This window comes from Corallococcus sp. EGB, from assembly GCF_019968905.1.
In the GTDB taxonomy this organism is placed as follows: Bacteria; Myxococcota; Myxococcia; order Myxococcales; family Myxococcaceae; genus Corallococcus.
Genome location: NZ_CP079946.1, coordinates 563,631 through 586,092, shown reverse-complemented (window position 1 = coordinate 586,092; position 22,462 = coordinate 563,631). Strand labels below are relative to the sequence as shown.

At 73.7% G+C, this 22,462-nt stretch carries 16 protein-coding genes; 2 read left to right on the top strand and 14 right to left on the bottom strand.

The window, feature by feature from the left end; all coding sequences use genetic code 11:
- Positions 1–90: 90 nt before the first annotated feature.
- From KYK13_RS02500 to KYK13_RS02485, 4 genes are all read right to left on the bottom strand, one after another.
- Positions 91–759: an acyltransferase gene (locus tag KYK13_RS02500; protein ID WP_223641660.1), complete on the bottom strand. Its 669-nt coding sequence runs from the start codon at positions 757–759 to the stop codon at positions 91–93.
- Between the two features lie 45 nt (positions 760–804).
- Complete coding sequence (locus tag KYK13_RS02495; protein ID WP_223641658.1) at positions 805–2,607, bottom strand: histone deacetylase; 1,803 nt, start codon at positions 2,605–2,607, stop codon at positions 805–807.
- 120 nt (positions 2,608–2,727) lie between these two features.
- Positions 2,728–3,456, bottom strand: a complete 729-nt coding sequence (locus tag KYK13_RS02490; RefSeq protein ID WP_223641656.1) for a phosphatase PAP2 family protein — start codon at positions 3,454–3,456, stop codon at positions 2,728–2,730.
- A 75-nt stretch (positions 3,457–3,531) separates the two neighbouring features.
- The gene (locus KYK13_RS02485) at positions 3,532–3,954 is read right to left on the bottom strand and encodes a biopolymer transporter ExbD (RefSeq protein ID WP_223641654.1); all 423 of its coding nucleotides are present in this window, start codon (positions 3,952–3,954) and stop codon (positions 3,532–3,534) included.
- A gap of 204 nt (positions 3,955–4,158) precedes the next feature.
- Between KYK13_RS02485 and KYK13_RS02480 the strand changes: the two genes are divergently transcribed.
- The gene (locus tag KYK13_RS02480; RefSeq protein ID WP_223641652.1) at positions 4,159–5,565 is read left to right on the top strand and encodes an NAD-dependent succinate-semialdehyde dehydrogenase; all 1,407 of its coding nucleotides are present in this window, start codon (positions 4,159–4,161) and stop codon (positions 5,563–5,565) included.
- A 6-nt stretch (positions 5,566–5,571) separates the two neighbouring features.
- Here the strand turns inward: KYK13_RS02480 and KYK13_RS02475 are convergent, their stop codons facing one another.
- A complete protein-coding gene (locus KYK13_RS02475; RefSeq protein WP_223641650.1) occupies positions 5,572–6,696 on the bottom strand; it encodes an MICOS complex subunit MIC60 in 1,125 nt (374 codons plus the stop codon).
- A 147-nt stretch (positions 6,697–6,843) separates the two neighbouring features.
- On the opposite strand from KYK13_RS02475, the gene KYK13_RS02470 reads away from it, so the two are divergent.
- The gene (locus KYK13_RS02470; RefSeq protein ID WP_223641648.1) at positions 6,844–7,818 is read left to right on the top strand and encodes a COX15/CtaA family protein; all 975 of its coding nucleotides are present in this window, start codon (positions 6,844–6,846) and stop codon (positions 7,816–7,818) included.
- A 3-nt stretch (positions 7,819–7,821) separates the two neighbouring features.
- Here KYK13_RS02470 and KYK13_RS02465 read toward each other — a convergent pair whose 3' ends face one another.
- From KYK13_RS02465 to KYK13_RS02425, 9 genes are all read right to left on the bottom strand, one after another.
- Positions 7,822–9,309, bottom strand: a complete 1,488-nt coding sequence (locus KYK13_RS02465; protein ID WP_223646496.1) for a glycine betaine ABC transporter substrate-binding protein — start codon at positions 9,307–9,309, stop codon at positions 7,822–7,824.
- Positions 9,309–10,058 carry an ATP-binding cassette domain-containing protein gene (locus KYK13_RS02460; RefSeq protein ID WP_223646495.1) on the bottom strand — a complete coding sequence of 250 codons (750 nt, stop codon included), beginning with the start codon at positions 10,056–10,058 and terminating at the stop codon, positions 9,309–9,311. The genes KYK13_RS02465 and KYK13_RS02460 overlap by 1 nt, the downstream gene beginning before the upstream one ends.
- A 15-nt stretch (positions 10,059–10,073) precedes the next feature.
- Entirely contained in the window at positions 10,074–11,054 is a 981-nt protein-coding gene (locus tag KYK13_RS02455; RefSeq protein ID WP_223641646.1) for a hypothetical protein, read from the bottom strand.
- An 82-nt stretch (positions 11,055–11,136) separates the two neighbouring features.
- Complete coding sequence (locus tag KYK13_RS02450) at positions 11,137–11,823, bottom strand: DUF4142 domain-containing protein (protein WP_223641644.1); 687 nt, start codon at positions 11,821–11,823, stop codon at positions 11,137–11,139.
- Between the two features lie 142 nt (positions 11,824–11,965).
- On the bottom strand, positions 11,966–12,979 hold the full coding sequence (locus KYK13_RS02445) for a hypothetical protein (protein WP_223641642.1): 1,014 nt from the start codon (positions 12,977–12,979) through the stop codon (positions 11,966–11,968).
- A gap of 153 nt (positions 12,980–13,132) precedes the next feature.
- Positions 13,133–15,493 (bottom strand): hypothetical protein, encoded by a 2,361-nt coding sequence (locus KYK13_RS02440; RefSeq protein ID WP_223641640.1) that lies wholly within the window; start codon positions 15,491–15,493, stop codon positions 13,133–13,135.
- Positions 15,494–15,496: 3 nt separating this feature from the next.
- Positions 15,497–20,212: an MG2 domain-containing protein gene (locus KYK13_RS02435; protein ID WP_223641638.1), complete on the bottom strand. Its 4,716-nt coding sequence runs from the start codon at positions 20,210–20,212 to the stop codon at positions 15,497–15,499.
- Positions 20,209–21,819: a hypothetical protein gene (locus KYK13_RS02430; protein ID WP_223641637.1), complete on the bottom strand. Its 1,611-nt coding sequence runs from the start codon at positions 21,817–21,819 to the stop codon at positions 20,209–20,211. Before KYK13_RS02430 ends, KYK13_RS02435 begins: the two co-directional genes overlap by 4 nt.
- The gene (locus KYK13_RS02425; RefSeq protein WP_223641636.1) at positions 21,816–22,454 is read right to left on the bottom strand and encodes a DUF1175 family protein; all 639 of its coding nucleotides are present in this window, start codon (positions 22,452–22,454) and stop codon (positions 21,816–21,818) included. Before KYK13_RS02425 ends, KYK13_RS02430 begins: the two co-directional genes overlap by 4 nt.
- Positions 22,455–22,462 lie beyond the last annotated feature (8 nt).

Here is a 22,462-nt window from a genome sequence, read left to right as displayed (position 1 = left end):
TGCGTCCGAGCCCGAGCCCTCTCTCCGTCTCATCGCGGCCCGAAGCATAGGGCGCTCGAATGTTTCAAAGTCAATGGACCCGCCTGGGTCTCAAGGGTTTCCCTCGGAGTCTGGAGGCTCCCACCCCCCGGGGATTCCGGAGCGGGGGCGTTGACGGCGGTCGCCGAGCAGGCGTGCAGGCACGCCGCCGACGATGGCCCAGGGGGGCACGTCGCGCGTGACGACGGCGCCCATGCCAATCACCGCGTGGTCGCCCACGGTGACACCGTCGGTGATGCCCGCGTTGGCGCCCACCCAGACGTCCTGGCCGATCACGATGCCCCTGGAGGTGACGGGCTGTTCGCGCACGGGGCGGTCCGGCGCGAGCCCGTGGTCGAAGGCGTAGAGCGTGGCGCCGGTGGCGATGCGGCTGCCCTCGCCGATGCGGATGCCGCACGCGCCGCCATCCAGGCTGACGCGCGCGTTGAGGCTGACGCGCGGCCCCAGCACCACCGGCCCGTGCACGAACGCGTCCGCGCCGATGCTGCACCCCGGCCCGATGCGCACGGTGCGGCCGGGCTCCGCGAAGATGCGCGCCTCCGGGGCGATGAAACAGCCCTCGGCGATTTCGACGGTCTCCAGCGCGCGCAGGCGGTCCTGCACCTGGCGCTGCCAGGCCTCCGCCCACTCGCGGTGGCGCGGCTTGAGGCTGAAGTAGAGCCACGGCATCCACGACAGGCGCAGCTTGTGTTGTTCACGGCGTTGCGCGTCCAGGTCCACGCCGTCCTGACTACCACGGGCCGGGCTTGCGCCGCGGCTCCGGTGTCACGGGGGCTCGGCCTTCACGGGCGGTGCCGTGACGCGCGCCGGCGTCGCGGCGGGCTCCACGGAGAAGCGGCACTGCTCGCGCTCCTTCGCCACGGCCTCCGCGTCCAGGGGCACGGGCGTCAGGCGGCAGAGCATGTCGTCCGGCTCCCACCGGTACGGCTGGCCGTCCAGGCGCACGCGCCCTTCAGCCACGGCGTGCGTGGCCTCCACGAGCGACAGCGTGGACAGGTCGCGCATCAGCGCCTCGAAGCGGCCCTGGCGCTCCGGGGTGGCGAAGCGGAAGCGGCCTCGCGCGACGACGGCCAGGTGGTACCACATGGGACGGAAGGCCACGCCGGACAGGCCCAGGCGCTGGGCCATGGCGAGCAGCACCTCCGTCGTCTCGCGCGACAGGCCCAGGCCGGGCACCTCCTGGCCGGGCAGCTGCGGGCGCGTGTCGCTGAAGCGCGCGCGCGGGTGGCGCAGGGACAGCCAGTTGGCGAAGAGGAAGGTCTCGCCCTGGAGGACGCGCCGCTCCAGCACGGCGTCCGACAGCAGGTGCTCGCGGCCTCCCGCGTGGCCCAGCACCATGATGCGGTCGCCGGTGCCGCCGGTGGAGGCCACCTGCACGCGCAGGCGGCTGTAGCCCAGGCGCTCCACGTACGACAGCAGGCCGTAGCGGAAGAGGGCGTACTCGATGCCCTGCGCGGTGTAGTGCCCCAGCACGCGCGGCTGCACCTCCGGCCCCAGCCGCAGCGGGCCCTCCAGGTCCTCCAGCGAGAAGGGCTCCCAGTCCGGCGCCGTCCCGGCGGTGCTCGCCTTCTCCGGATCCAGCAGGTGCGCGATGCGCTGGAAGCGCGCGCTCAGCGGATCATAGCGCGCGGTGATGCGCTGATGGCCCAGGCCCGCGAGCACCAGCACGGTGCCCGCGAACAGCTTCCAGGACTCCGCGTGGTAGCCGCCGCCGGGCAGCCACACGCTGGCCCTGCCTCGCAGCGCGGCGGCGATGGCCACGTCGCGTTCGCGCGCGCCCTGGAGCGTGATGCCCACGCGCCCGAAGCGGTCTCCGGACAGCACGTCCCCGCCGGCGATGACGAAGGTGATGTCCGAGCGGGGCATGCGCGCAAGCAGGTCCCGCACCTTCTGCACGTAGGTGCCGTCGTCGCAGCCGTCGGGCACGCGCGTCTCGTCCACGCCGGGGGGCAGCGCGCCCCAGTCGCTGCCGGACACGGAGCCGATCCACACCTTCGGCTGGCCGGCGAGGCACGCGGCGGTGCCATCCGGCGGGTGCGCGTCCAGGTCCAGCACGGCCACGGAGCCGTCGAAGCCGGCGGCGCGCAGGTCCGCCACGGCCACCGCGATGTCGTTGACGGTGCAGAAGCCGCCGCCCCTGTCCGGGCGCGCGTGGTGGAAGCCGCCGGCCATGTTGACCACGGGCGTCTGCCGCGCGAGCGCCAGCCGGGCCGCGCCGAGCGTCCCGCCGCACACGAGCCGCACGCTGTCCAGGAGCGCGTCCACCGGGACCTCCGACGGGTCGGTGGCGTAGATGCGCGCGAGGGTCGCGGGGTCGGAGAGGGATTCGAGATAGCGGGCGTCGTGCACGCGCGCGAGCTGCGCGTAGGACACGGGCACGGGGTGGCGCACGTCCGCGGCGCGCACCACGCCGGACTCCAGCAGGTACCAGGTGGTGAAGTCGGTGCCGCGCGGCTCGATGCCCACGGAGGACTCGATGCCGGAGAGCGGCAGGCGGTAGGCCTCGTCGTAGAAGACGTGCACGCGGCCGCGTCCCAGGCCCAGCTTCCAGAGCCACGCCTGAATCATCCGCGCCTCGCGGGCGGCTGGGGGTGGCGGGCGTTCACGGAGAGAAGGGACACGGGAGAAGGGCGCGGGCTGGGAGGGCGGGAGCCCCTTCATCCTGCGAGGGGGCGGGGGGCGCAAGGCTCATTCCACGGGGCGATGGGCCTCCTCGCGCAGGGCGGGGCTGCGGCGGCGCATGAAGCGGGCGGCGACGGTGACAAGGAGGGCCCACGCCAGCCCGGCCACCCAGCCGCCGAGCACGTCCGTGGGGTAGTGCACGCCCAGGTACACGCGGGTGCAGCCCACGAGGCCGGACAGGACCAGGGCGACGACGAGGAGGTACACCTTCACGCGGCGGTGCTCGGAGAACTGGGCCAGCAGCGCGCCCAGCGTGAGGTAGGTGATGGCGGACAGCATGGCGTGTCCGCTGGGGAAGCTGGTGGAGAGCGTCTCCGTGAGGTGGGGCACCACGGAGGGGCGCGGCCGGTTGAAGACGTTCTTGAGCGCCGCGTTGAGCATCCATCCGCCGACGATGGCGAACAGGACGAAGAGGCTGGTGCGGTAGCGGCGGGCCATCGCCAGGAAGCCGCACACGGCCACGGTGATGAGCGACAGCACGGGGAAGCCGCCCAGGGACGTCACGTCGCGCGCGGTCTCCGCGAGCCACCACGGGCCGCGAGGAAGCGCGGGGTCCTCGGGGCGGCGGAGGGAGCGCACGATGCGCTCGTCGATGTCCTGCGTCTCGCCTTCGGTGACCTCGTCGGACAGGTAGACGAAGCCCAGGACGCAGGCGACCACGAGCAACAGCAGCCCCAGCGGCCGCGTCACCATCACGTCCCAACCCGACACCCACCGCCATGGCCCTCGTGACATGGGCGTGACTTAGGCCAGCGGGTGCGGGCCAGGCACGGTCTTTTCGCGGCGAGTGTCGGACAGGCTCCAGGGCGCTCAGGGGCTCTGGATGGACAGGCCCAGGGTCTCGGCGCCGGCGGCCTTCGCGCCGTCCAGCGCGCTGATGAGCCGTGGATACGGGGCCTGTGCGTCGGGCTGGAAGTACAGGCCGCGTTGGCCCTTGGGGCGGGCGTTCAGGAAGGCACGCAGGCGCGGCACGTAGTCCGCTTCGCTCACGGGCTCGCCGTCGATGAGCAGCGAACCGTCCGAGGTGAGGCGCACGAGGCCTGGGGGCAGGTCCTCGGATGACATGGGGTACGCGCCGGGGTCCCCCGCGGAGGGGAGCTGGAGCGCGAACTCGCCGCGCATCAGCGGGGTCACGACCATGAAGATGATCAGCAGCACCAGCACCACGTCCACCAGCGGGGTGACGTTGATGTCCGCCTTCACTCCGCCCCTGCCTCCCACGGCCATTCCCATGCACAGCCTCCGCGCGAGCTCCTGCGAGTCGGACGCCATGGGACCACGGGACCAGGGAGGCGTTGGCCGAGGGCTCCCGGTCGTTCGGTCATGGTTCGGTCATCGGCCGGGCGTGCGCCCCTGGACGCTCCAGCTCCGGAAGCATTGTCACGGGAGTGCGGCCTGTTATCACCCGGGGACGTTCGCACCGGGAGGCACCCGCACATGGCCATCGCCACCATCAGCCCCACCACGGGCAAGACGCTGCGCACCTTCGACGTGCTCTCGTCCGAGCAACTGGAGCGCAAGCTGCAAAAGGCCGCGGACACGTTCCGCGCCTACCGCGAGACGTCCTTCGCCGACCGCGCCCGCTGGATGCGCCGCGCCGCTGAAATCCTCGAAGTCGAGGCCGACCGCTTCGGCCGCATGATGACGGAGGAGATGGGCAAGCCCCTGGAGGCCGCCAAGGCCGAGTCCCGCAAGAGCGCCACCGCGTGCCGCTACTACGTCACCCGCGCGGAGAAGCTCCTGCGCGACACGCCCATCGACGTGGATGGCGACACCGCCTTCGTGCGCTACCAGCCGCTGGGCCCCGTGCTCGCCATCATGCCGTGGAACTTCCCCTTCTGGCAGGTCGTGCGCTTCGCCGCCCCTGCCCTCATGGCCGGCAACGTGGGCCTGCTCAAGCACGCCAGCAACGTGCCCCAGTGCGCCCTCGCGCTGGAAGAAATCTTCCGCACCGCCGGCTTCCCCGAAGGCGCCTTCCAATCCCTGTTCATCGAGACGTCGGAGGTGAACCGCGTCATCGAGGATCCGCGCGTGAAGGCCGTCACGCTCACCGGCAGCGAGGGCGCCGGCCGGGCCGTGGGCGCCGCGGCGGGCCGCGCCATCAAGAAGGTCGTCCTGGAGCTGGGCGGCAGCGACCCGTTCATCGTCATGCCCAGCGCGGACCTGGACAAGGCCGTGCACACCGCCGTGTCCGCGCGCCTCATCAACAACGGCCAGTCCTGCATCGCCGCCAAGCGCTTCATCATCGCCGAGCCCATCGCCCAGGAGTTCGAACGCCGCTTCGTCGAACGCATGAAGACCATGGTGGTCGGCGACCCCATGGATCCGAAGACCGACGTCGGCCCGCTCGCCACGCCCGGCATCCTCGAAGGGCTGCACGCCCAGGTGCAGGAGAGCATCAAGGCCGGCACCCGGCTGCTGCTCGGCGGCAGGCCCCAGGGCGGCCCCGGCAACTTCTACCCGCCCACCGTCCTCGCGGATCCACCGCCCAGGGCCCCCGCCTTCCACGACGAGCTCTTCGGCCCCGTGGCCACCCTGCTGCGCGCCCGCGACCTGGAGCACGCCATCGAGCTGGCCAACGCGACGCCCTTCGGCCTGGGCGCCAGCGTGTGGACCCAGGACCCGAACGAGCAGCGCCGGCTCATCGACGGCATCGAGGCCGGCATGGTGTTCGTCAACGCGCTCGTCGCGTCCGACGCGCGCCTGCCCTTCGGCGGCGTGAAGCACTCCGGCCACGGCCGCGAGCTGGCCGACCTGGGCATCCGCGAGTTCGTCAACGCCAAGACCGTCCGCATCACCGGCCCGTCCGGCGCCCCGCCGCCGTCGAAGCACGCGGGTGAATAGGGGCGCTCAGCGCGTGCGCACCCGGCCATCCACGGGCGCGCCGTGCACCTCTTCCAGCGCGGACGTCACCGCGTCCACCTCCGCGCCCAGCTGCTCCACGCTGAGGCGCAGGCCCGCGCCGGCCACGTCCGCGTCCGCCGCGTCCGCCGAGCGCACCCGCAGCACCTGCGCGTAGAGGTTCTCCAGCGTGTAGGCCAGGCGCGTGTACTCGGCCTCCAGCCGGTCCGCGGCCTTCGTCAGCTCCGCGCGCTGGCGCACCTGCTCATCCAACACCTGCAACGCCGCGCGCAGCCGGTCGCGCACCACCGCGTCCTCCTCCGCGGCCCAGCGCGTCTCCAGCTTCTTGCGCTCGTCCGCCAGCCGCTGCACGTCCTCCGGCGGCGCCACCGTGCGCAGCTCGCGCTCGCGGCGGATGAGCTCGTGGCAGCTCTTGCGCAGGTCCTGCACGGTGCGCTCCGGCGAGCGCACCATCTCCTGCAACACGCCCGGCCCCGCGCTCAGCTCCGCGAGCAGCTTCTCGCAGACGGCGTCCACGCGCGCCAGGCGCGGATCCGCCGGCGCCGGAGTCACCTTCGCCTGCGGCAGCACCGGCGCGGTCGGCTCCTCCACGCGCGTCAGCAGGGGGTTGTTGGCCGCGCGCAGGTGCTTCGCGGCCCCCTTGAAGAAGCCGAGCGCCACGAACAGCAGCCACCAGTACTGGTTCGGGAACCGCACCACCGTGGCCACGCACGCCAGCGCGACGATGAGCTGCCCCACGCCCACCAGCGGGTTGCGTGAGGCCTCTTCCTTCGCCGCCTTCTCCGCGCGCTTCGCCTGGCGGTGCGCCTGCTGTTGGGCGATGTACGCGTCGCGCTTGGCCTGCCGCTCCGCGCGGCGCAGGGCCTCCTTCGACTCGCGCTCCCACTGCTTCTCCCACCGCTGGCGCTCCCGCTCCGCGCCGCGCTCCCACTCCCGCTCCCAGCGGTCCCGCTCCTTCTCGGTGGGCAGGCGGCCCATCCGGCGCACCCACGCCTCCAGGGCCGCGTCCTTGCGCGCGCGCCCTTCCTCGATGGCCGCTTCCAGCCGGCGCAGGCGCTCGGCCGCATCGTGAGGGGACGAGGAGACAGGGGGCGCTTCGCGGTCTCGGGGCACGGGGTGACGCTAACAACTTCCCCGGGGGTTGGGGACTGCCGCGGGAGGCCCCATAAGCGCAGGTGTTGAGCCACTGGCGCGCGGCGGCCGGGCGGACTCGGACGCGCGGTGGTTCGCTGGGAACGGATGCGGTACTGGGAGGGCACGATGACCCTTCCCACCGCCGCCACCCGCCGCTTCCAGTGGTTCAGCCAGGGCGTGCTCCTCTACAGCCTGGGCGTCATCCTCTGGGGCGCGTTCGTGCGCGCCACCGGCTCCGGCGCCGGCTGCGGCGACCACTGGCCGGTCTGCAACGGCGAGGTGCTCCCCCGCGCGCCCTCCCTCCAGACCCTCATCGAGTACACCCACCGGCTCACCAGCGGCCTGGCCACGGTGCTCGCCGTGGCCCTCTACGTGTGGGGCCGCCGCGAGTTCCCCAAGGGCCACCCCGGCCGCCGCGCGGCGTTCTGGGCGCTGGTGTTCATGCTCACCGAAGGGCTGGTGGGCGCGGGCATCGTGCTGCTCAAGTACGTGGCGCAGGACGCGCGCCTGGGCCGCGCGGTGTGGATGGGCCTGCACCTGACCAACACCTTCCTCCTGGTGGGCGCGCAGACGCTGGTGGTGTGGGCGTCCAGGGGCCGCGCGCCCATGGCGTTCCGCGGCCAGGGCACGGTGGGCGCGGTGCTGGGCGCGAGCATCGTGGGCATGCTGGTGCTGGGCATCAGCGGCGCGGTGGCCGCGCTGGGCGACACGCTCTTCCCCGCGTCCAGCCTCACGCACGGCTTCGAGCAGGACCTGTCGGAGACGGCGCACGTGCTCTTGCGCCTGCGCGTGTTCCACCCGGCCATCGCGGTGGGCATGGGCGCGCTGCTGGTGTTCGGCGGCCGCTGGGTGGCGCGGCTGCGGCCCTCGCCGGACGTGCGGCGCGCGTCCGCGTGGCTCACCGGCGTCTACGCCGCGCAGCTGTGCGCGGGCGTCATCAACCTGGTGCTGCTGGCGCCGGTGACGATGCAGCTCATCCACCTGCTGCTCGCGGACTGCGTGTGGATGTGCGTGGTGCGGCTGTGCGCGGCGGGGCTCGCGGAGGACGCGCCGCGCCTGGAGCCCGCCTCCGAGCCTGCGTCCCGCGTGGAGCCGGTGTAGCGCTCAGCCGCGCAGGCCCCGGGGCACCAGCGCGCGCTCCACCGCCTCGAAGAGGCCGCTGACCACGAGCGCCAGCACCGCCGCGGGCACCGCGCCCTCCAGGATGAGCCCCACGTCGTCCAGGCGGATGCCGGTGAGGATGGGCTGCCCGTAGCCGCCCGCGCCCACCAGCGCGCCCAGCGTGGCGGTGCCCACGTTGATGACCGCCGCCGTCTGGATGCCCGCGAGGATGGACGCCGCCGCCATGGGCAGCTCGATGCGCCACAGCCGGGCGCCGGACGGCAGGCCCAGCGCCTCCGCGGACTCGCGCACCTCCCACGGGATGCCCTGAAGCCCCGCCGCCGTGTTCCTCACGATGGGCAGCAGGCTGTAGAGGAACAGCGCCGCGATGGCCGGCTTCGAGCCGATGCCCAACAGCGGAATCATGAACACCAGCAGCGCCAGCGACGGCACCGTCTGGATGACGCTCGACAGGCCCAGCACGCCCTGCCCCAAACGCGGACGGCGCGCGGCCACCACGCCCAGCGGAATGGCCAGCGCGATGGCCGCCGCCAGCGACAGCCCCACCAGGAACAGGTGCTCGCGCGTGCGCTGCCAGAGGCGCGCACCCCGCCCGTCCGTGCGCACCTCCGTCGTCAGGCCCAGCGACGCCTGGAGGAAGTCCGCCGCCACCCGCGCCTCCGGCACTCGCTCCAGCCGCGCGCGGGCGTTGAGCTGGACCATTGTCGCCTCCGACAGCGAGCCCTCCAGCCGGCGCATCGCCTGGACCACTCGGGGCGCGCGCGTCTCCAGGTCCGCGCGGTAGAGGAGCACGGCGTCGTACGCGGGGAAGTGGTGCCGGTCGTCCTCCAGCACGCGCAGCCCGTAGGCGGCCACCTCCGCGTCCGTGGAGTACAGGTCCGTGAGCTGGATGGCGCCGCTCTCCATGCCCCGGTAGGCCAGGTCGTGGTCCAGGCCGCGCACGTCGCGCTGGGGCAGGCCGTACGCGTCGCGCAGCGCGGGCCAGCCGTCGCCCCGCTGCATGAACTCGTTGCTGAAGCCCACGCGCAGCTCCGGGTGCGCCTTCAGGTCGGAGATGCGCCGGATGCCCAGCCGCTCCGCCTCCGCTTCCTTCATGCCCAGCGCGTAGGTGTTGTTGAAGCCCAGCGACGCGCTCATCCGCAGGCCCTCGCCCTCGAGCGCCTGGCGCAGCGCCGCGTCGTCCGGCAGCGCGCGCCCCACGAGCAGCTCCTGCCGCAGCGTGCCGGTGTACTCGGGATAGACGTCCAGCTCGCCCCGGCGCAGCGCCTCCCACAGCACCGTGGTGCCGCCCAGCTCGCGCCGGTGCGAGGCCCGCGCGCCCGCGTCGTTCGCCACCTGCGCCACCATCTCCCCGAGGATGACGGACTCGGTGAACTTCTTGGAGCCCACGCGCACCTGGGGTCCGCCACCGCCAGTGCCCGTGCACGCGACGCCGCACAGCAGCAGCCACGCGAGCGACAGCGCGCGCATCATGCCGGCCTCCCCAGCGGCAGCGGACGCTGTGCCTGGATGAACCGCGTGACGAACGGCTCCGCGGGCCGCGCCTCCAGGTCCTCCAGCGCGCCCTGCTGCACCACCTGGCCCTCGCGCATCAGCACGATGCCGTTGCCCAGGAAGGCCGCCTCCGCCAGGTCGTGCGTGACGAGCACCACCGTCTTGCCCAGCCGCTCGAAGATGCCGCGCAGGTCCGCCTGGAGGTCATGGCGCACCAGCGGATCCAACGCGCCCAGGGGCTCATCCAGCAGCAGCACGTCCGGGTCCAGCATCAGCGCGCGCATCAGCGCCACGCGCTGCCGCTGGCCCCCGGAGAGCTCGCCCGGGAAGCGCTCCAGCGCGTCCGCCGGGAAGCGCGTCAGGTCCATCAACCCGGCCAGCCGCTCGCGGATCCGCGCCTCCGGCCAGCGCAGGTGCCGCGCCATCAGCGTGACGTTGCTCGCGCCGGTGAGGTGCGGGAACAGCCCTCCGCCCTGGAGCGCGTAGCCCACGCGGCGGCGCACGGCGAGCAGCGCGCCCGCGTCCTCCGGCAGGGGCTGCCCGTCGAAGAGCACGCGCCCCGTGTCGGGCCGCAAGAGGCCGTTGAGCAGGCGCAGGAGCGTGGACTTCCCGCAGCCACTGGGACCGATGAGCACCGTGGTGGCCCCCTTCGGCAGGTTCAGGTTCAGCGGGTGCAGGGCCTGCGCGGCACCGAAGCGCTTGGACACCCCTTGCAGTTGGAACACGAACGCCACGTCCCTTCAGCGCGGAGCGAACACGCCGTTGCAGGCGGCCGGAAAGGGGAAGGACGCGCTCGCCGGAAGGCTGCACGCCGCGAACAGGCCCCAGTCGCCCTGGTCCACGCCGCCGGCCCAGACCTGGACATCGCCGCTTCCGTCCGGAGAGGGCGCGGTGAACCGGGCGCAGCGCGTGGCCATGCCCTCCACGTAGCAGTCGCGCAACGCCACCGGACGGGCTCCCGGGAGCGCATCGCGCAGCTCCTCCACGCTCCGGTCGCGCCAGCGCTCCACCTGGTCCGCGCCGGGCCACGCCGGCAGGAAGACGCTCCAGGAGAAGGTGGACCCGGCGCAGCGGATCCTCCCCGCGCGCGTCGTCGAGTCCGCGAGCTCGCAGCCCTCCGGCAGGTACAGCACCCGCCACGGCAGCCGGGGCGGCGTGACGAGCGCGGACGGAGACAGCGTGTCGCCCTCCGGGTTGCCCCGCGTGGCCAGGTACGCGAACAACTCCAGACACCGGCCCAGCCCCGCGCGGACGTCGTCGCGCGCCACGCAGCCCAGCTGCCGCACGTGGCCCGCCAGGGGCGTCACCGCCGTGACGTAGCCGCCCACCGGGCAGCCTCCCTCGCCGTCCGCACCGGAGCACTGCTCGAAGCGCAAGGAGGGGTGCGGCTGTCCGCCGAGCGGCAGCTCGCCCCGGGCCTCCGTGAGGTCCGGGCCCAGCCGTGCGTGGACGCGGGCGCGCCCGGAGTCCACGGCCTGCGCCTCGCTCAGGCCGGGCTGTTCGTGCAGCCACACGGAGAGCGCGCCGCAGCGGTACGTGCGCGACGTGGCGCTGTCCGGGACCGGGACGCAGCCGTCGAAGAGGGTGCGCGCGTCGCCGGCGAAGGGGCCGGCGGGCGTCGCGCCCACGAGCGGGACCGCGGGGGAGGCCGGCACGGACGCGTGACACGCGCCCAGCAGCGCCCCCCATGCCACCCCCACCGCCACGCGTGCCGTGCGCATCTGGAAGGGGATAGGCGCCGGACCTGGCCGAGTCAACCGGCCCGGCGGCCCGGCGCCCACCGCGCTACACACGCGGGCACGGCTACTTCACGTGCTTCATCTGCTTCTCGAGTTCCTTCGCCTGCGTCTCGTTGCCGCGGACCATGCGCTCTTCCTGGCCCAGGAGCGCCAGGAAGGTGGCGTCGTTCTTGTACTCCTTGTGGCCCTCCTCGAGCAGGGACATGCCCTTCTTCTGGTCCTCCGCGATGCGCGTCACGAAGGCCTTGTCGAACTCGGGGCCCTGCTTCGCCTGGAGCGTGTTGATCTCCTCGGTCGTCTTGTCGTGAGCCCGGCCCAGCTTCTCACCGGTGCCCTGCATCTTCTCCTGGTAGCCCTGCTGCACGCCGGAGCCGCCCGTTCCCATCATCTCCTCTGAGGTGATGTTGTTGTCGGTGAGCGCGCTGACCTCGATCTGCTTCTGCTGGGCCCAGTCGCGCAGGCGGCTCTGGCTCTGCTCATGCTCCTCGCGCAGCTTGGTGGCGAACTGCTTGACCTGCGGGTCCGACGCCTGCTGCTCCGCGAGCTGCGCCAGCTTGATCTGCCGGTTGTTGAAGACGGCCAGCTTGCCCACGTACTGCACGCGCTTGGCGGCCGCCTTGCCCACGGCCTTGCCCCGCTCCATCTCGTGCTTCTGCTGCTTGGTCTGGTCCTGGGCATGAGCCGCGGAGCCCATCAGACCCGTCATGACCGCCGCCGCCACCGCCTGCGTCTTCCAGTTCGCCTTGCCCATGGGCCCTGCCTCCCCCGCCTTCAAGCGGATGAATGTTTTGACGTAGGCAAGGTGTGGACACGTTTGCCGGTTGCCAGGGCCGCCTGGCCGAGCGCCCCACCCCAGGGGGCGAGGCCCCATGGATGGAACGGATGAGGCGGCGTCACTCCACGGACAGCAGGCCGCGGACCACCGCGCCGCGCCGCTGCGCCGTGGCCTGGGCCCAGCCGCGCAGCACCAACAGCACCTCCGGGGAGAAGACGGGCGTGTCGAACAGCGTGACGGTGGTGGCCGCCCCGCCCGTCTGCGCCTGCTCGAAGCGCGCGGTGAGCCAGCACGCCCCGGCGCCCGCGTCCTCGGGCACCGCGCGCGACACCTCCAGCTCCAGCAGCGCGGAGGGCGTCAGCCACGCGTCCGCCCAGCGCAGCCGCCGCTCCAGCAGCGCGCCCACCGATTCGCTCGCGGCCGTGGCCTCCGGCGACGAGGGCGCGCCGTCACCCGCGGGCAGATACACCTCGCGCAGGAAGGGCGCCTCACGGGTCAGCGCGTGCGCCGTCGCGCGCAGCCACAGGCGGCAGTCGCGCAGCACGTCCGCGGAGGACACCTCGAAGGCTGGCAGCGGATGGCGGGTCGCGGAGCTCCGGCTGCACTTCTTGCGGTCCGCCTCCACCTCCACGAAGGGGGACACGCGCGCGCATCCCTCCACCACGCCCTCCACCTCCAGCACCAGCCGCTCCAGCCGTGCGCCCCGGCCCAGGCCGCGCCACAGGTCCACGAAGCCCGCCGCCAGCGGCGCCGCGTTCGCGACCGAGTACGGCCGCCACTCCACGCGCTGACACACCACGCGCGCCGACGGCACCCGCGCCCCAGGGGGCCCCAGCCCCAGCGTCAGGTCGTCGCCGCACACCGCCACGCGCGCGGCCAGCACGTGCCGCACCGGGCCCTCCAGCAGCCACACCCGCAGGGCGCCTCGCGGCACCGCGCCCTCCACGTAGCGGGCCCCCAACAGCCACAGCTCGCCCTGGATGAGCACCTCCTCGCCCCGGGGCGCGTGCAGGTTCGGCCTCGAGTCCTGACAGCCCAGGACCCAGGCCCCGCGGCCCTCCTGGACCCAGCGCACCCGAAGGCCCTCCGGCAACGCCTCCAACGCGCGCCGCGTGGCCTCCGCCTCGCTCATTCCCTCCGCCATTGGGCCCCTCGCACCAAACAGCGCTACGGTATTCTTCCGTAATAGCTGTTATCAGGAGCCCGTGTCAGCTCGTATTTCGTGGTTTCCCGTGTGGGTGACAGAGAGCCCACGGGGTTCAGGTGGGGGCGGCGGCGGGAGGACTCAGGGGGTGGGCGGCGGGGGGCCCCGGGCTCCAAAGGCGCGCTCCAGGAGGGCGTCGCTGGAGAGGCCGGGGCTGGCCTTGGCGGCTTCGACGTCCAGGCCCTCGCCGTGGCCGCGGCCCTGGCCCTCGAAGCGGACCTGGGGTCCGTCGAAGGAGGCGCGCTGGGGACAGGAGGGGAGCCTGAGGCCGGCGCGCAGCGTGTCGCACGGGAGGGAGCGCGCGTCCTCGTAGGGAGCGGCGGGGGTGCCTTCGGTGCACAGGTAGCGCACGCGGCCGGAGTCGAAGCGCAGGGAGACGAGGTTCGTGCCCAGCAGGGCCTCCACCTCCGCGCGGGGGCGGACCTCGCTCCACGGGGTGTCGCCGCCTTGCGAGAAGGTGAGCCACGCGTCCCACTTCAGCGGCTTGCGCTGGAGGGCGCGGGAGTCTTCCGGGCGGACGCGCACGGTGCCCCGGAAGGCCTGGCAGTGGGTGGTGTCGCAGACGGCGCGGCCGGGGTGGCGGGTGTCGGCGTGGCGTTCGTTGTGCGCGGCCACGCGGGCCAGGGCGACGCGGGCTTCGCCCTGGAGCGTGACGTCCTCGGCGGCGATGACGCCGGCGGTGTACTGCACGCGCGTGGTGCGGAAGACGAAGTCGGAGCCGCGCCGCGCCTTGAGGGCGCTGGGCGTGGTGGGCACGCCGGGGGGTTGGCGGTACGGAGGGGGCGTGGACCAGGTGAAGACGCCCGCGTAGTCGCGGCCTCCGTCGGGGCCGTCCGGGAAGCGCACGCGCCAGGGGCCGCCCAGGCAGACGGCGGGCCCCTTCGCGGTGAGCGCGTCCAGGCGCGAGAAGTCCGCGGGTGCGGCGCGCGGGGTGCCGTCATCGAGAAAGAAGCCCGCGCCCGCGCAGCGGGCCTCCACGGTCGCGGACGGCAGCAGGCCGAGCACCTGCACGCGCGCGGCGTCCAGCCCCGCCTGCTGGCGCACGCGGGCGAGGAGCGCGGGGAGCTCGTCCACGAAGTGCCGGGGCATCTTGCCGGGCCGCACGAGGACGGCGACGAGGTCCGCGTCCACGGCGGCGATCCACCCGAGCTGGGGGCGGCTCGCGGCGTCGCGCACCGTGCCCGTCTTGGTGGCGACGCCCTTCAGCGCCTTCGACGTGGCGAGGCCACTGAGCGTGCCTTCGTCCACGTTGCCGGTGAGCAGCGCGAGCACGTCCGGCCGCGCCTCCGCGAGCAGCCGGTACGCCTGCGCCATGCCCCACGGGGACAGCCCGTGCGCGGAGCGAAGCCCGATGGCCTCCGTCATGTCCGCGGGCAGGCCGGTGAGCCCCACGGAGGACAGCACGGGGCCCCAGACGCCGAAGTCCCCGGGCGCGCGGCCCGTGGCCTCCCAGTCCAGGAACCAGCCGTTGCAGGAGCGCAGGAGCGCGAGCCGTGCATCCACCTTCGCAGGAAGCCCCGCGCCGCAGGCCCACTCCTGCACGCCCGGGCGCGGCGGGAGCAGCGGAGGCGCGTGGGCCTCTGGAGCACCAGCGGCCGCGCCCTGGACCGGGGGACTCGCTCCGGCAGCCGTGACAGCTCCTCCGGGGTCGCTGGCGCCGCGAGGTGAAGCCCCTGCGTCCGCTCGCGCGAGGGCGGTCCCCGCGGCGTACAGGAACGGCTTGAGCGAGGAGCCATAGGGCACCGCGCGGCGGACATCGCCCTCGGCGAACAGCACCTCTCCCGAGTGCCGGCTCACCACCACCGTGGCCGGCTCCGGCGCGAGCACCGCCACGTCCGCCAGCTCCTCCACCGTCAGGGGCGCGGCCCATCGCGCGCCGTCATGACACTGGCGCAGCCTGCGCGTCAGCGCGGCGGGGAACCCCGCGTGCTCTCCCAGGATGCGCGCCAGTCCCCTCCTCGCTCGCGGCGTGTCCACCGACGGAGCGCTCGCCACCGCCTGCGCCGCGCTCGTCAGGGATTGGTACGGGCCGTCGCGCCAGGCGGGCAGCTCGCCACTCACCGTCAGGGCGAAGGCCTCGTGGAACAGCCGGTCCTCGCTGGACGCGGGACAGGCCCACCACAGCAACTGGTGCGCCAGCTCATGCCGCAGCGCCGTGCGCGTCCTCGCGTCCAGCACGCCGGGCGTGTTCTGCCGCAGCTCCACCACGCCAGGCCGCCCCTGCGCGTTGCGCTCGGGCGCGAGCGACGTGCCCCCCTGGAGTGACACGGTGGCGGGGGCCCTCTTGGGAAGCCCTCCCGCCTGCGCCGCGTACTGCGCCTCCAGCGACGTCCAGGCGGCCTGGGCCTCTCGGCGCAGGTCCGCCTCCGGGGTCACGTCCCCCCGCGTGACGAAGGTGGGCGAGGCCGACAACAACACGGCGACGGCGACGGCCCACCCCATGGGCTACAGGTCGCTCACGGACGTCTTCGAGGGCACCACCTTCAACACGGCTGACGCCGTGCGGCCCCGGATGCGCGCCGAGTACATGTCCTCGATGGTCGCGGGCGGCGCCGCGAACGTGCCCGCGAACTGCGCGCGCATCACGTAGCCCACCGTGCGCGGGCTGTCGCTCCACCACGCCGGCTCCTCGAAGAAGAACGTCGCGTGCGAGGGGTCCAGCTGCCGGCGCTTGAGCGCCTCCGGCGCCAGCGGCAGCGAGTGCGGCGGCCCCCGGAAGACCTTGTCCTCCTGGAGCGGAACGAAGCCCGCCGGCACCGCGTCCTCCACCACGTAGTACGCCGAGCGCGCCCGGTTCTCCCCGCGCGCGTCCAGCTTCAGCTCCACGTAGACCTCCTCGCCCTGCGTCACGGACGCGCCCGCCTCCAGCTTCACCTTCCCGCCCTCGCGCAGCACGTAGTACGCGCGCTCCACGGACATGCCGTTCACGCGCGGCTGCACGTCCTTGAGCGGCGTCGCCGCGGCGGCGCGCAGCGTGGCCACGCCGTCGAAGCCGCCCACGTCCACCGTGCGCGTGCCCGCCGGCAGCGTGGCGACCAGGCCCATGCCGCGCGGCGAGAACCTCACCGGCGCCGACGCGCCCTTCACCTCCGGCGGCGCCATGCCCTTGAAGGCCTTCGCGTCGCGCTCCACCAGCCAGAGCGAGTGCAACAGCGCCGTGCTCCGGTCGAAGGTGGACAGGCCCGGCTCGCTCAGCATCTCCAGGATGCGCTTGCGCGCGCGCGTGATGTCCAGCGTGCCGAACGACGCCGCGTGCGCGGTGATGGCGGTGAGGCCCACGCGCCGCAGCGGGTAGCGGTAGAACGCCTCGGACGTCTCCGCGTCCCCCTTGAGCCCCGCGAGCTTCGCGAAGCCCTCGTTGCTCTCCTTCACCAGCCCCTGGATGCGCTCCTGGAGGCCGGGCTCCTTCATCACGCCCGCCTTCTCCGCGGCCAGCACCGCGAGCGCCAGCGGGTACAAATCCCCCGGCTTCGCGGCCTCCACCAGCGCGCGCACCCGCGCCGCCTGACGCGGCCCCTGCAGGCGCGCCAGCACGTAGGCGCGCGTCGCGTCGTACTCCGGCGGCAGGTTCGCCTGCGCCTCCAGCCACTTCGCGCTCTCCTGGATGCGCGCGTCGTCGCGGTCCACCAGCCCCGCCTCGGACGCGTACGCCAGGCCGTCCAGCGCGATGAGCGTGAGCGGCAGGCTCGGCTCGTTGTAGCCGCCGAACCAGGTGAAGCCGCCGCCCTTCACCGCGAGCCCGAGGATGCGCGCCGTGCCCTGCACGGAGCGGCTGCGCGCCTCCGCCAGCAGCGCCTGCGACTCCGGGTCCAGCTTGTCCAGCGCGCCGGCCTTCTGGAGCACCTGGTACACCGCCACGTTGGGCACCGTCGTGGAGACCAGCTGCTCCAGGCACCCGTATGGATACGTGAGCAGCTCGCGCACGTTGGTGAGCGCCGCGTCCACCGTGGAGGGCTGGAGCACCAGCTCCACGCGCGTCAGCGTGGCCGCCTCCGGCGCCTCCAGCGCCAGCGCGCCGCCGCCCCACGCGCTCACCTGCACCGGATCCTCCACCGCGGCCGGCGCCACGTCGAAGCGCTTCAGGTCGCGCAACGGGTCCTTGCCGCCCGCCACGTCCACCGCGAGCTGCGCCGGACCCGTCTTCGCCGCGCGCAGCGTCACCGGCACCACCTGCTCGCCGCCCTCGCCCAGCTCCAGCTTGCGCTGCAGCGCCTCCGCCTGGAGCGCGCCGCCCGGGCGCAGGCTGACGTCCAACATCTGGCTGCCCTTGGACTTCTCACCCGCGGCCAGCCGCACGGACGCGAGCGCCTCGTCGCCCTCGCGCAGGAACTGCGGCAGCGCCGCGTAGACGTTCAGCCCGCCGCGCGTGGCGAACTCCGCCGTGCCTTCACCGAAGCGGCCGGACGTGTCCGCCGCCACCGCCGTCACCACCCACAGCGTCTGGTTGGAGGGCAGCGTGAAGCGCACCGTCGCGCGCCCGTCGCGGTCCGTCACCACGGCCGGGTCCCAGTGCGCCGTGTCCTTCTCCAGGTCCTTCGCGTTGCGGTTGGGCGGCTTGATGGACGCGAACGCATGGTCGGGCAGCCCCGCCATCTTGCGCGCCAGCTGCTCGCCGTAGCCGTAGCCCTGGAACTCCGCCGAGTAGAAGCTCGTCACGTTGTCGCGCGCCGGCGGGTAGAAGAAGTCGAGCACGCCGGGGCGGAACTCGGACTGGATGGCGTACACGGCCTTGTCCACCACGCCCACGGACAGCTGCGCGGACACGCCGTTGCCGTCGCTGTCGGTGACGCGCACGTCGATGGCCTGCTCCGTGAGCGGCAGCGCCTCCGAGCGGCGCGGCTGCAGCGCCACCGTGAGCGTGCGCTCCTTCGGGACGATGCGGAAGGCCACCGTGCGCTCCTCCCAGCGGCCCGTCGCCGTGGGGTACGCCACGGACGCGTACACCGCGCTGCCGAAGCGCTTCTCCACCGGGAAGTCGTGCACCAGCGTGCGGCCCTTCAGCTGCACCATCGAGGTGCCATACAGGCCCGCGCCCGTCAGCGTCACCCACACCGGCCCCGCGTCCCGGCCGCCCGGCCCCCAGGCGTCCGGCATCAGCGCCACCAGCTTCGCGCTGTCACCCGGCGCCAGCGAGCCGGACAGCGACGCGAGCGTGAGGTTGGGCACCTGCGCCACGGGCTCGTCCGCGCCGCCGATGACGAGCAGCGACTCCTCGCCCGTCCACGCCTCGCCCTTCTTGTCCTTCACCGTCACGCGCGCGAGCACCGTGCCCACGTCGGCCGTGGGCACCTTCTGCCGGGACGTGCCGTCCTGCTGCGTGGTGAAGGCCTGCGTGCCCAGCGTCTTCTCGCTGCCGTCCGCGCGGCGCAGCACGAAGGCCACCTCGCCCGTGGTGACGCCGTAGGGCTTCCCGGACAGCGTGGTGGCGCGCACGGCCAGCTGCGCCTCCGCGCCCTTCCGCACCACCGCGTCCGAGTACCGCGCCAGGCCCAGCACCTCCACCTTCGACAGGAAGAAGGCGGCGGTGCCGTTGGCGAACGTCTCCTGATCATCCCGCGCGCGCACGGTGAGGCTGTAGCGGTACGGCAGCCGCTCCTCGCCCGGCTGGAGCGCGGGCACGGCGACCTCCACCTCGGCCTCGCCGTCCGCGTTGAACGCGCTCGCGCTGGACCACGGGTCGTCCGTGGCCTGGCGCTCCGCGACGGAGGAGTAGAGCCGCTCCGGCACGCTCAGCTTGCCCTCGCTGCTGGAGGCGGTGCCGTACGTCACCGCGCTGCCCTGGCCCCCGCGGCCGGAGTCGTCCACCCACGCGGGCGCGTCCAGCAGGCTGCGGTAGAGGAACACCTCGTACTTCGCGCCCTTGGGCACGCCGCCCGCGTAGCGGCGCGCGCGCACCGTCACGGCCACCGTCTGGCCCGGCACCACCGTCTCCGACCTGGGCTGCACCTCCAGGTAGAACGTGGGCTTCACGTAGTCCTGCACGCGCGCCTCGCCCTGGTGGGGGTGCTCGTCCAGGTCCGCCTCGATGCGCAGCACGCCCGTGCCCAGGTCGTCCGGCACCTTGAGCGTGCCGTTGAACGCGCCGAACTCGTCCACCGCCGCGCGGGTGACGACCTCCCGGCCCTCCTGCGACACCAGCTTCACGCGCACGTCGCGCTTCTTCGGCGTGAAGAGGCGCGCGAGGAACGTGTCCGGCTGGCGCACGAGCCCGCGGAACTTCACCTCATTGCCCGGCTTGTAGATGGGCCTGTCGCTGTAGATGAACACATCCGGCGCCACCGCCAGCGCGGAGTAGAAGTCCGTGTCCACGATGGCCGTGTCCTTCCCGGCCGTCACCGTCGCGATGATGCGCGGCTCCGTCACCGCGAGCGTCACCTCGCCCTTGTCGTCCGTGGTGCCCGAGGGGCCCTTGCCCGCGGGCAGGTACACCTGCACCTGCGCGCCGGCGCGCGGCTGCTGGTCGCGCCCCGCCACGCGCACCAGCACCTGGCCGTCCGTCTGCTTGAGCTGCACGGTGACGTCGCTGACGACGAGCACCACCTGCCCCTCCACCCGGCCCTGCACCAACTGGAGCACGTAGGTGCCCGCGGGCAGCGGCGCGAGCAGCACGCGGCGCTCCTGGAAGCCGCTGCCGCTGTCGCCCGTGTCGAAGCCCGGCACGTTGAAGTCCCGGTTCGCGCCGCCCAGGTCCAGGTTGAGCCACTGGCTGCGCACCACGGAGAAGCCCGGCGGCGTGCCCACCAGCTTCTCCGGCCCTTCGGCCACCTTCGCCAGCGGCGCGCCGGACGAGGACGCGTCCGGCGCGGGCGGCAGCGAGTCCGACACCTCCTGGCGGAAGGCGGGCGACAGCGCCTCCATCAGCGTGATGCCCGGCGAGCGCACCGCGTTGAGGCCACGGCTCAGGCCCCGGCCCGGGTTGAGCAGCGTGGGCGGCGTCTCGTACGCGCGCCGCAGGTCGCCCTGCGCGCGGATGAACGCGTCCAGGTTCGCGGGCTGGAGCACGCGCAGCTCGACGGGGCCCTTGTCCTCGAAGGCGACGTCCACCGCCACCGGCTCACTGCTGCCGTAGGAGCGCGGAACGGTGATGTAGAGCGGCTTGGCCAGCGCCACGCCGGACACCAGGAGCGCGGCCAGCGCCGCGAAACGCACGGAGGTCTTCATGTCCCGAACCCTTCCGACAGCATGACGTCGCCCTGCGCGCGGCCGCGGAAGCCCAGGTACGGCAGGGCCTCCAGGTCGCGGCGGGCTGCTTCGATTTCAGGGGGCGCCGCCTTGGGCAGGGGCGACGAGCGGTCCACGCGCGCCTCGGACGTGTAGCCGTCCATGGCGAGCCCGCTGAACAGCCGCCCCATGTTGACGCCCAGCACCACCGTGGAGGGCGCGCGCAGCCCCGTCACCACCGGGCCCGCGGCGTTGAGCATGTTGGGCGCGCGGCCGTCGCACGCCTTCTGGAGCCGCTCCACCTCCGCCTGGCTCGTGGCCAGCACCACGTGCTTGCACAGCGTGGAGCGCACCAGCGTCCGCGCGCCGCCGGAGAACAGCGCGGAGAGTCCCTCCGCGTCCTTCTCATCACCCCACAGGAGCGCCAGCTCCGGCTCCAGCGACGTGCTGCCGCGCGGCGTCCACACCAGGGCCACCTGACGCGTGCGCGTGCGCGGCGGGCCTTCCTTCTTCCAGAAGGCCTTGAGCTGCGCGGGCTCCAGCGACTCCGGCAGCGTGAGCTGGAACGCGAACAGCACCGGCGTGTCCTCGGGCACGAGCTTCAGCAGGTCGTCGGACAGGGGCTTGCCGTCGGCGGCGCTCGCGTCCGGCCGGAGCTTCCCGGCGATGCCCTTCGCTACCAGCCGGTCACCGTCCACGGCCAGCTGCAGCCGCGTGTCTTCGCCCAGGCCCAACACGTGGGTGAAGAGCTGCGCCTCGCGGCCGTAGGCGTTGGCGTCGAAGCCCACCTCCACGTCCACGCCGTCCTCCGCGTCCAGCTCCGGCAGCGGGCCGCACAGCGCCTGGAGCACCACCACCGGGTGCCGCGAGAGCACCAGCCGGTCCGCCGTGCGCGCCGCCCACACCGTCTGCTCGGCGACGAGCCAGCGCGACAGGTGGAAGCCGCCGTCCGGCACCTGCACCCTACCCTCCGCGTTGCCGGGGCAGCTGTCCGCGACCATCTCCCCGCGCTTCGCCACGGCGTCCAGCGCATCCCACGCCGCCCGCGACGCCTTGCTCGCCTGGGGGACGAGGAGGGCGGGCGTGCCCACGCGCGCGTCGCCGGTGAACCACACCGTGCGGAAGGGCGTGTCCAGGAGCGGCCCGGCGATGACGTCCAGCACCGCGCCCTTGAAGGACGCCTTGAGGTCGGTGCCGGTGGAGCCCAGGAACGCGGCCCAGCCGCCCGTGAAGCCCTGGCCCAGGGGCTTGTCCCACTGAGACTTCAGCCACGCGTTGCGCGCCAGCGCGTCGCGCACCTTCGCGGGCGAGTGCACGTCCACCCAGACGGCGGGCGTGGCCGACGCGCCGGGCACCTCCATCTTCGTGGGCTCGGAGGGCACCTCCGGCATGCCCTCCACGGAGGCGCCCGCGGACGGCGGGCCCTTGGGCTCACCGGACGAGAAGGCGGGGCCGGAGCTGCCCGAGCCGCCGCTCCTGCGGCCGATGACGAAGGCCCCCACGCCCACCCCCACGACGAGGGCGCCGATGAGCGCGATGCGCACGGCGGACGAGGGGCCCTTGCCTCCGCCTCCAGCGGGGGGCGGCGGGCTCACGGGAGACGTCATGACATCCACTCCTTGAAGCGGAAGAAGCCGAGGAAGGCGGCGTTGGCCGGCACGGGGCGCCACTCCAGCGGCGCCTCGGTGGCGAGCGAATCCAGGATGCCGGTGCGCACCCGCGCGCCGGCCTCACCGGGGTGGTAGACGACGCGCGCGGGCGCGTGGGCCCGGTCCTCCGGGCGCACCACGAGCATCAGGTGGAAGACGGGGCCGTCGTCGTGCTCCTGGCGGAAGGCCACCACGTCCCCGGTGCGAAGCTGTTCGCGCGCCTCCACGCCCCGGCCCAGCGGCGCGAAGCTGCGCGTCAGCAGCGTCTCCGCGTCCGCGAAGTCGGAGGGGCTGCCGCGCGTGTCCTTCCACAGCGGAGATGCGAGCCGCTCGGCGGCCACGCGCCGGTACGCCGTGCGGTACGCGTAGCGGATGAGGCCCGCGCAGTCGCGCTGCGCGGGCTGCCACGCCGCGTCCGGGGCCTTCACCTGCGCGAGCGCCACCTGCGCGACCTCGCGTCGGAGCAGCCGCGCGCGCGTCTCGGCGGCGACGGGCTCCGGTGCGATGACCGCGCCTTCACGCGCGGACACGGGGGCCGTCCCGGAGGGCGCGGGCGCGGCGTGCAGCAACAACGTGAGCATCAGGACGCGCATGGCGGAGC

Coding starts and splice junctions, on each gene's coding strand:
- KYK13_RS02495 (WP_223641658.1), bottom strand. CDS start 2,607: ATGATTCAGGCGTGGCTCTGGAAGCTGGGCCTGGGACGCGGCCGCGTG.
- KYK13_RS02490 (WP_223641656.1), bottom strand. CDS start 3,456: ATGTCACGAGGGCCATGGCGGTGGGTGTCGGGTTGGGACGTGATGGTG.
- KYK13_RS02485 (WP_223641654.1), bottom strand. CDS start 3,954: ATGGGAATGGCCGTGGGAGGCAGGGGCGGAGTGAAGGCGGACATCAAC.
- KYK13_RS02480 (WP_223641652.1), top strand. CDS start 4,159: ATGGCCATCGCCACCATCAGCCCCACCACGGGCAAGACGCTGCGCACC.
- KYK13_RS02470 (WP_223641648.1), top strand. CDS start 6,844: ATGACCCTTCCCACCGCCGCCACCCGCCGCTTCCAGTGGTTCAGCCAG.
- KYK13_RS02465 (WP_223646496.1), bottom strand. CDS start 9,309: ATGCGCGCGCTGTCGCTCGCGTGGCTGCTGCTGTGCGGCGTCGCGTGC.
- KYK13_RS02455 (WP_223641646.1), bottom strand. CDS start 11,054: ATGCGCACGGCACGCGTGGCGGTGGGGGTGGCATGGGGGGCGCTGCTG.
- KYK13_RS02450 (WP_223641644.1), bottom strand. CDS start 11,823: ATGGGCAAGGCGAACTGGAAGACGCAGGCGGTGGCGGCGGCGGTCATG.
- KYK13_RS02445 (WP_223641642.1), bottom strand. CDS start 12,979: ATGAGCGAGGCGGAGGCCACGCGGCGCGCGTTGGAGGCGTTGCCGGAG.
- KYK13_RS02440 (WP_223641640.1), bottom strand. CDS start 15,493: ATGGGGTGGGCCGTCGCCGTCGCCGTGTTGTTGTCGGCCTCGCCCACC.
- KYK13_RS02435 (WP_223641638.1), bottom strand. CDS start 20,212: ATGAAGACCTCCGTGCGTTTCGCGGCGCTGGCCGCGCTCCTGGTGTCC.
- KYK13_RS02430 (WP_223641637.1), bottom strand. CDS start 21,819: ATGACGTCTCCCGTGAGCCCGCCGCCCCCCGCTGGAGGCGGAGGCAAG.
- KYK13_RS02425 (WP_223641636.1), bottom strand. CDS start 22,454: ATGCGCGTCCTGATGCTCACGTTGTTGCTGCACGCCGCGCCCGCGCCC.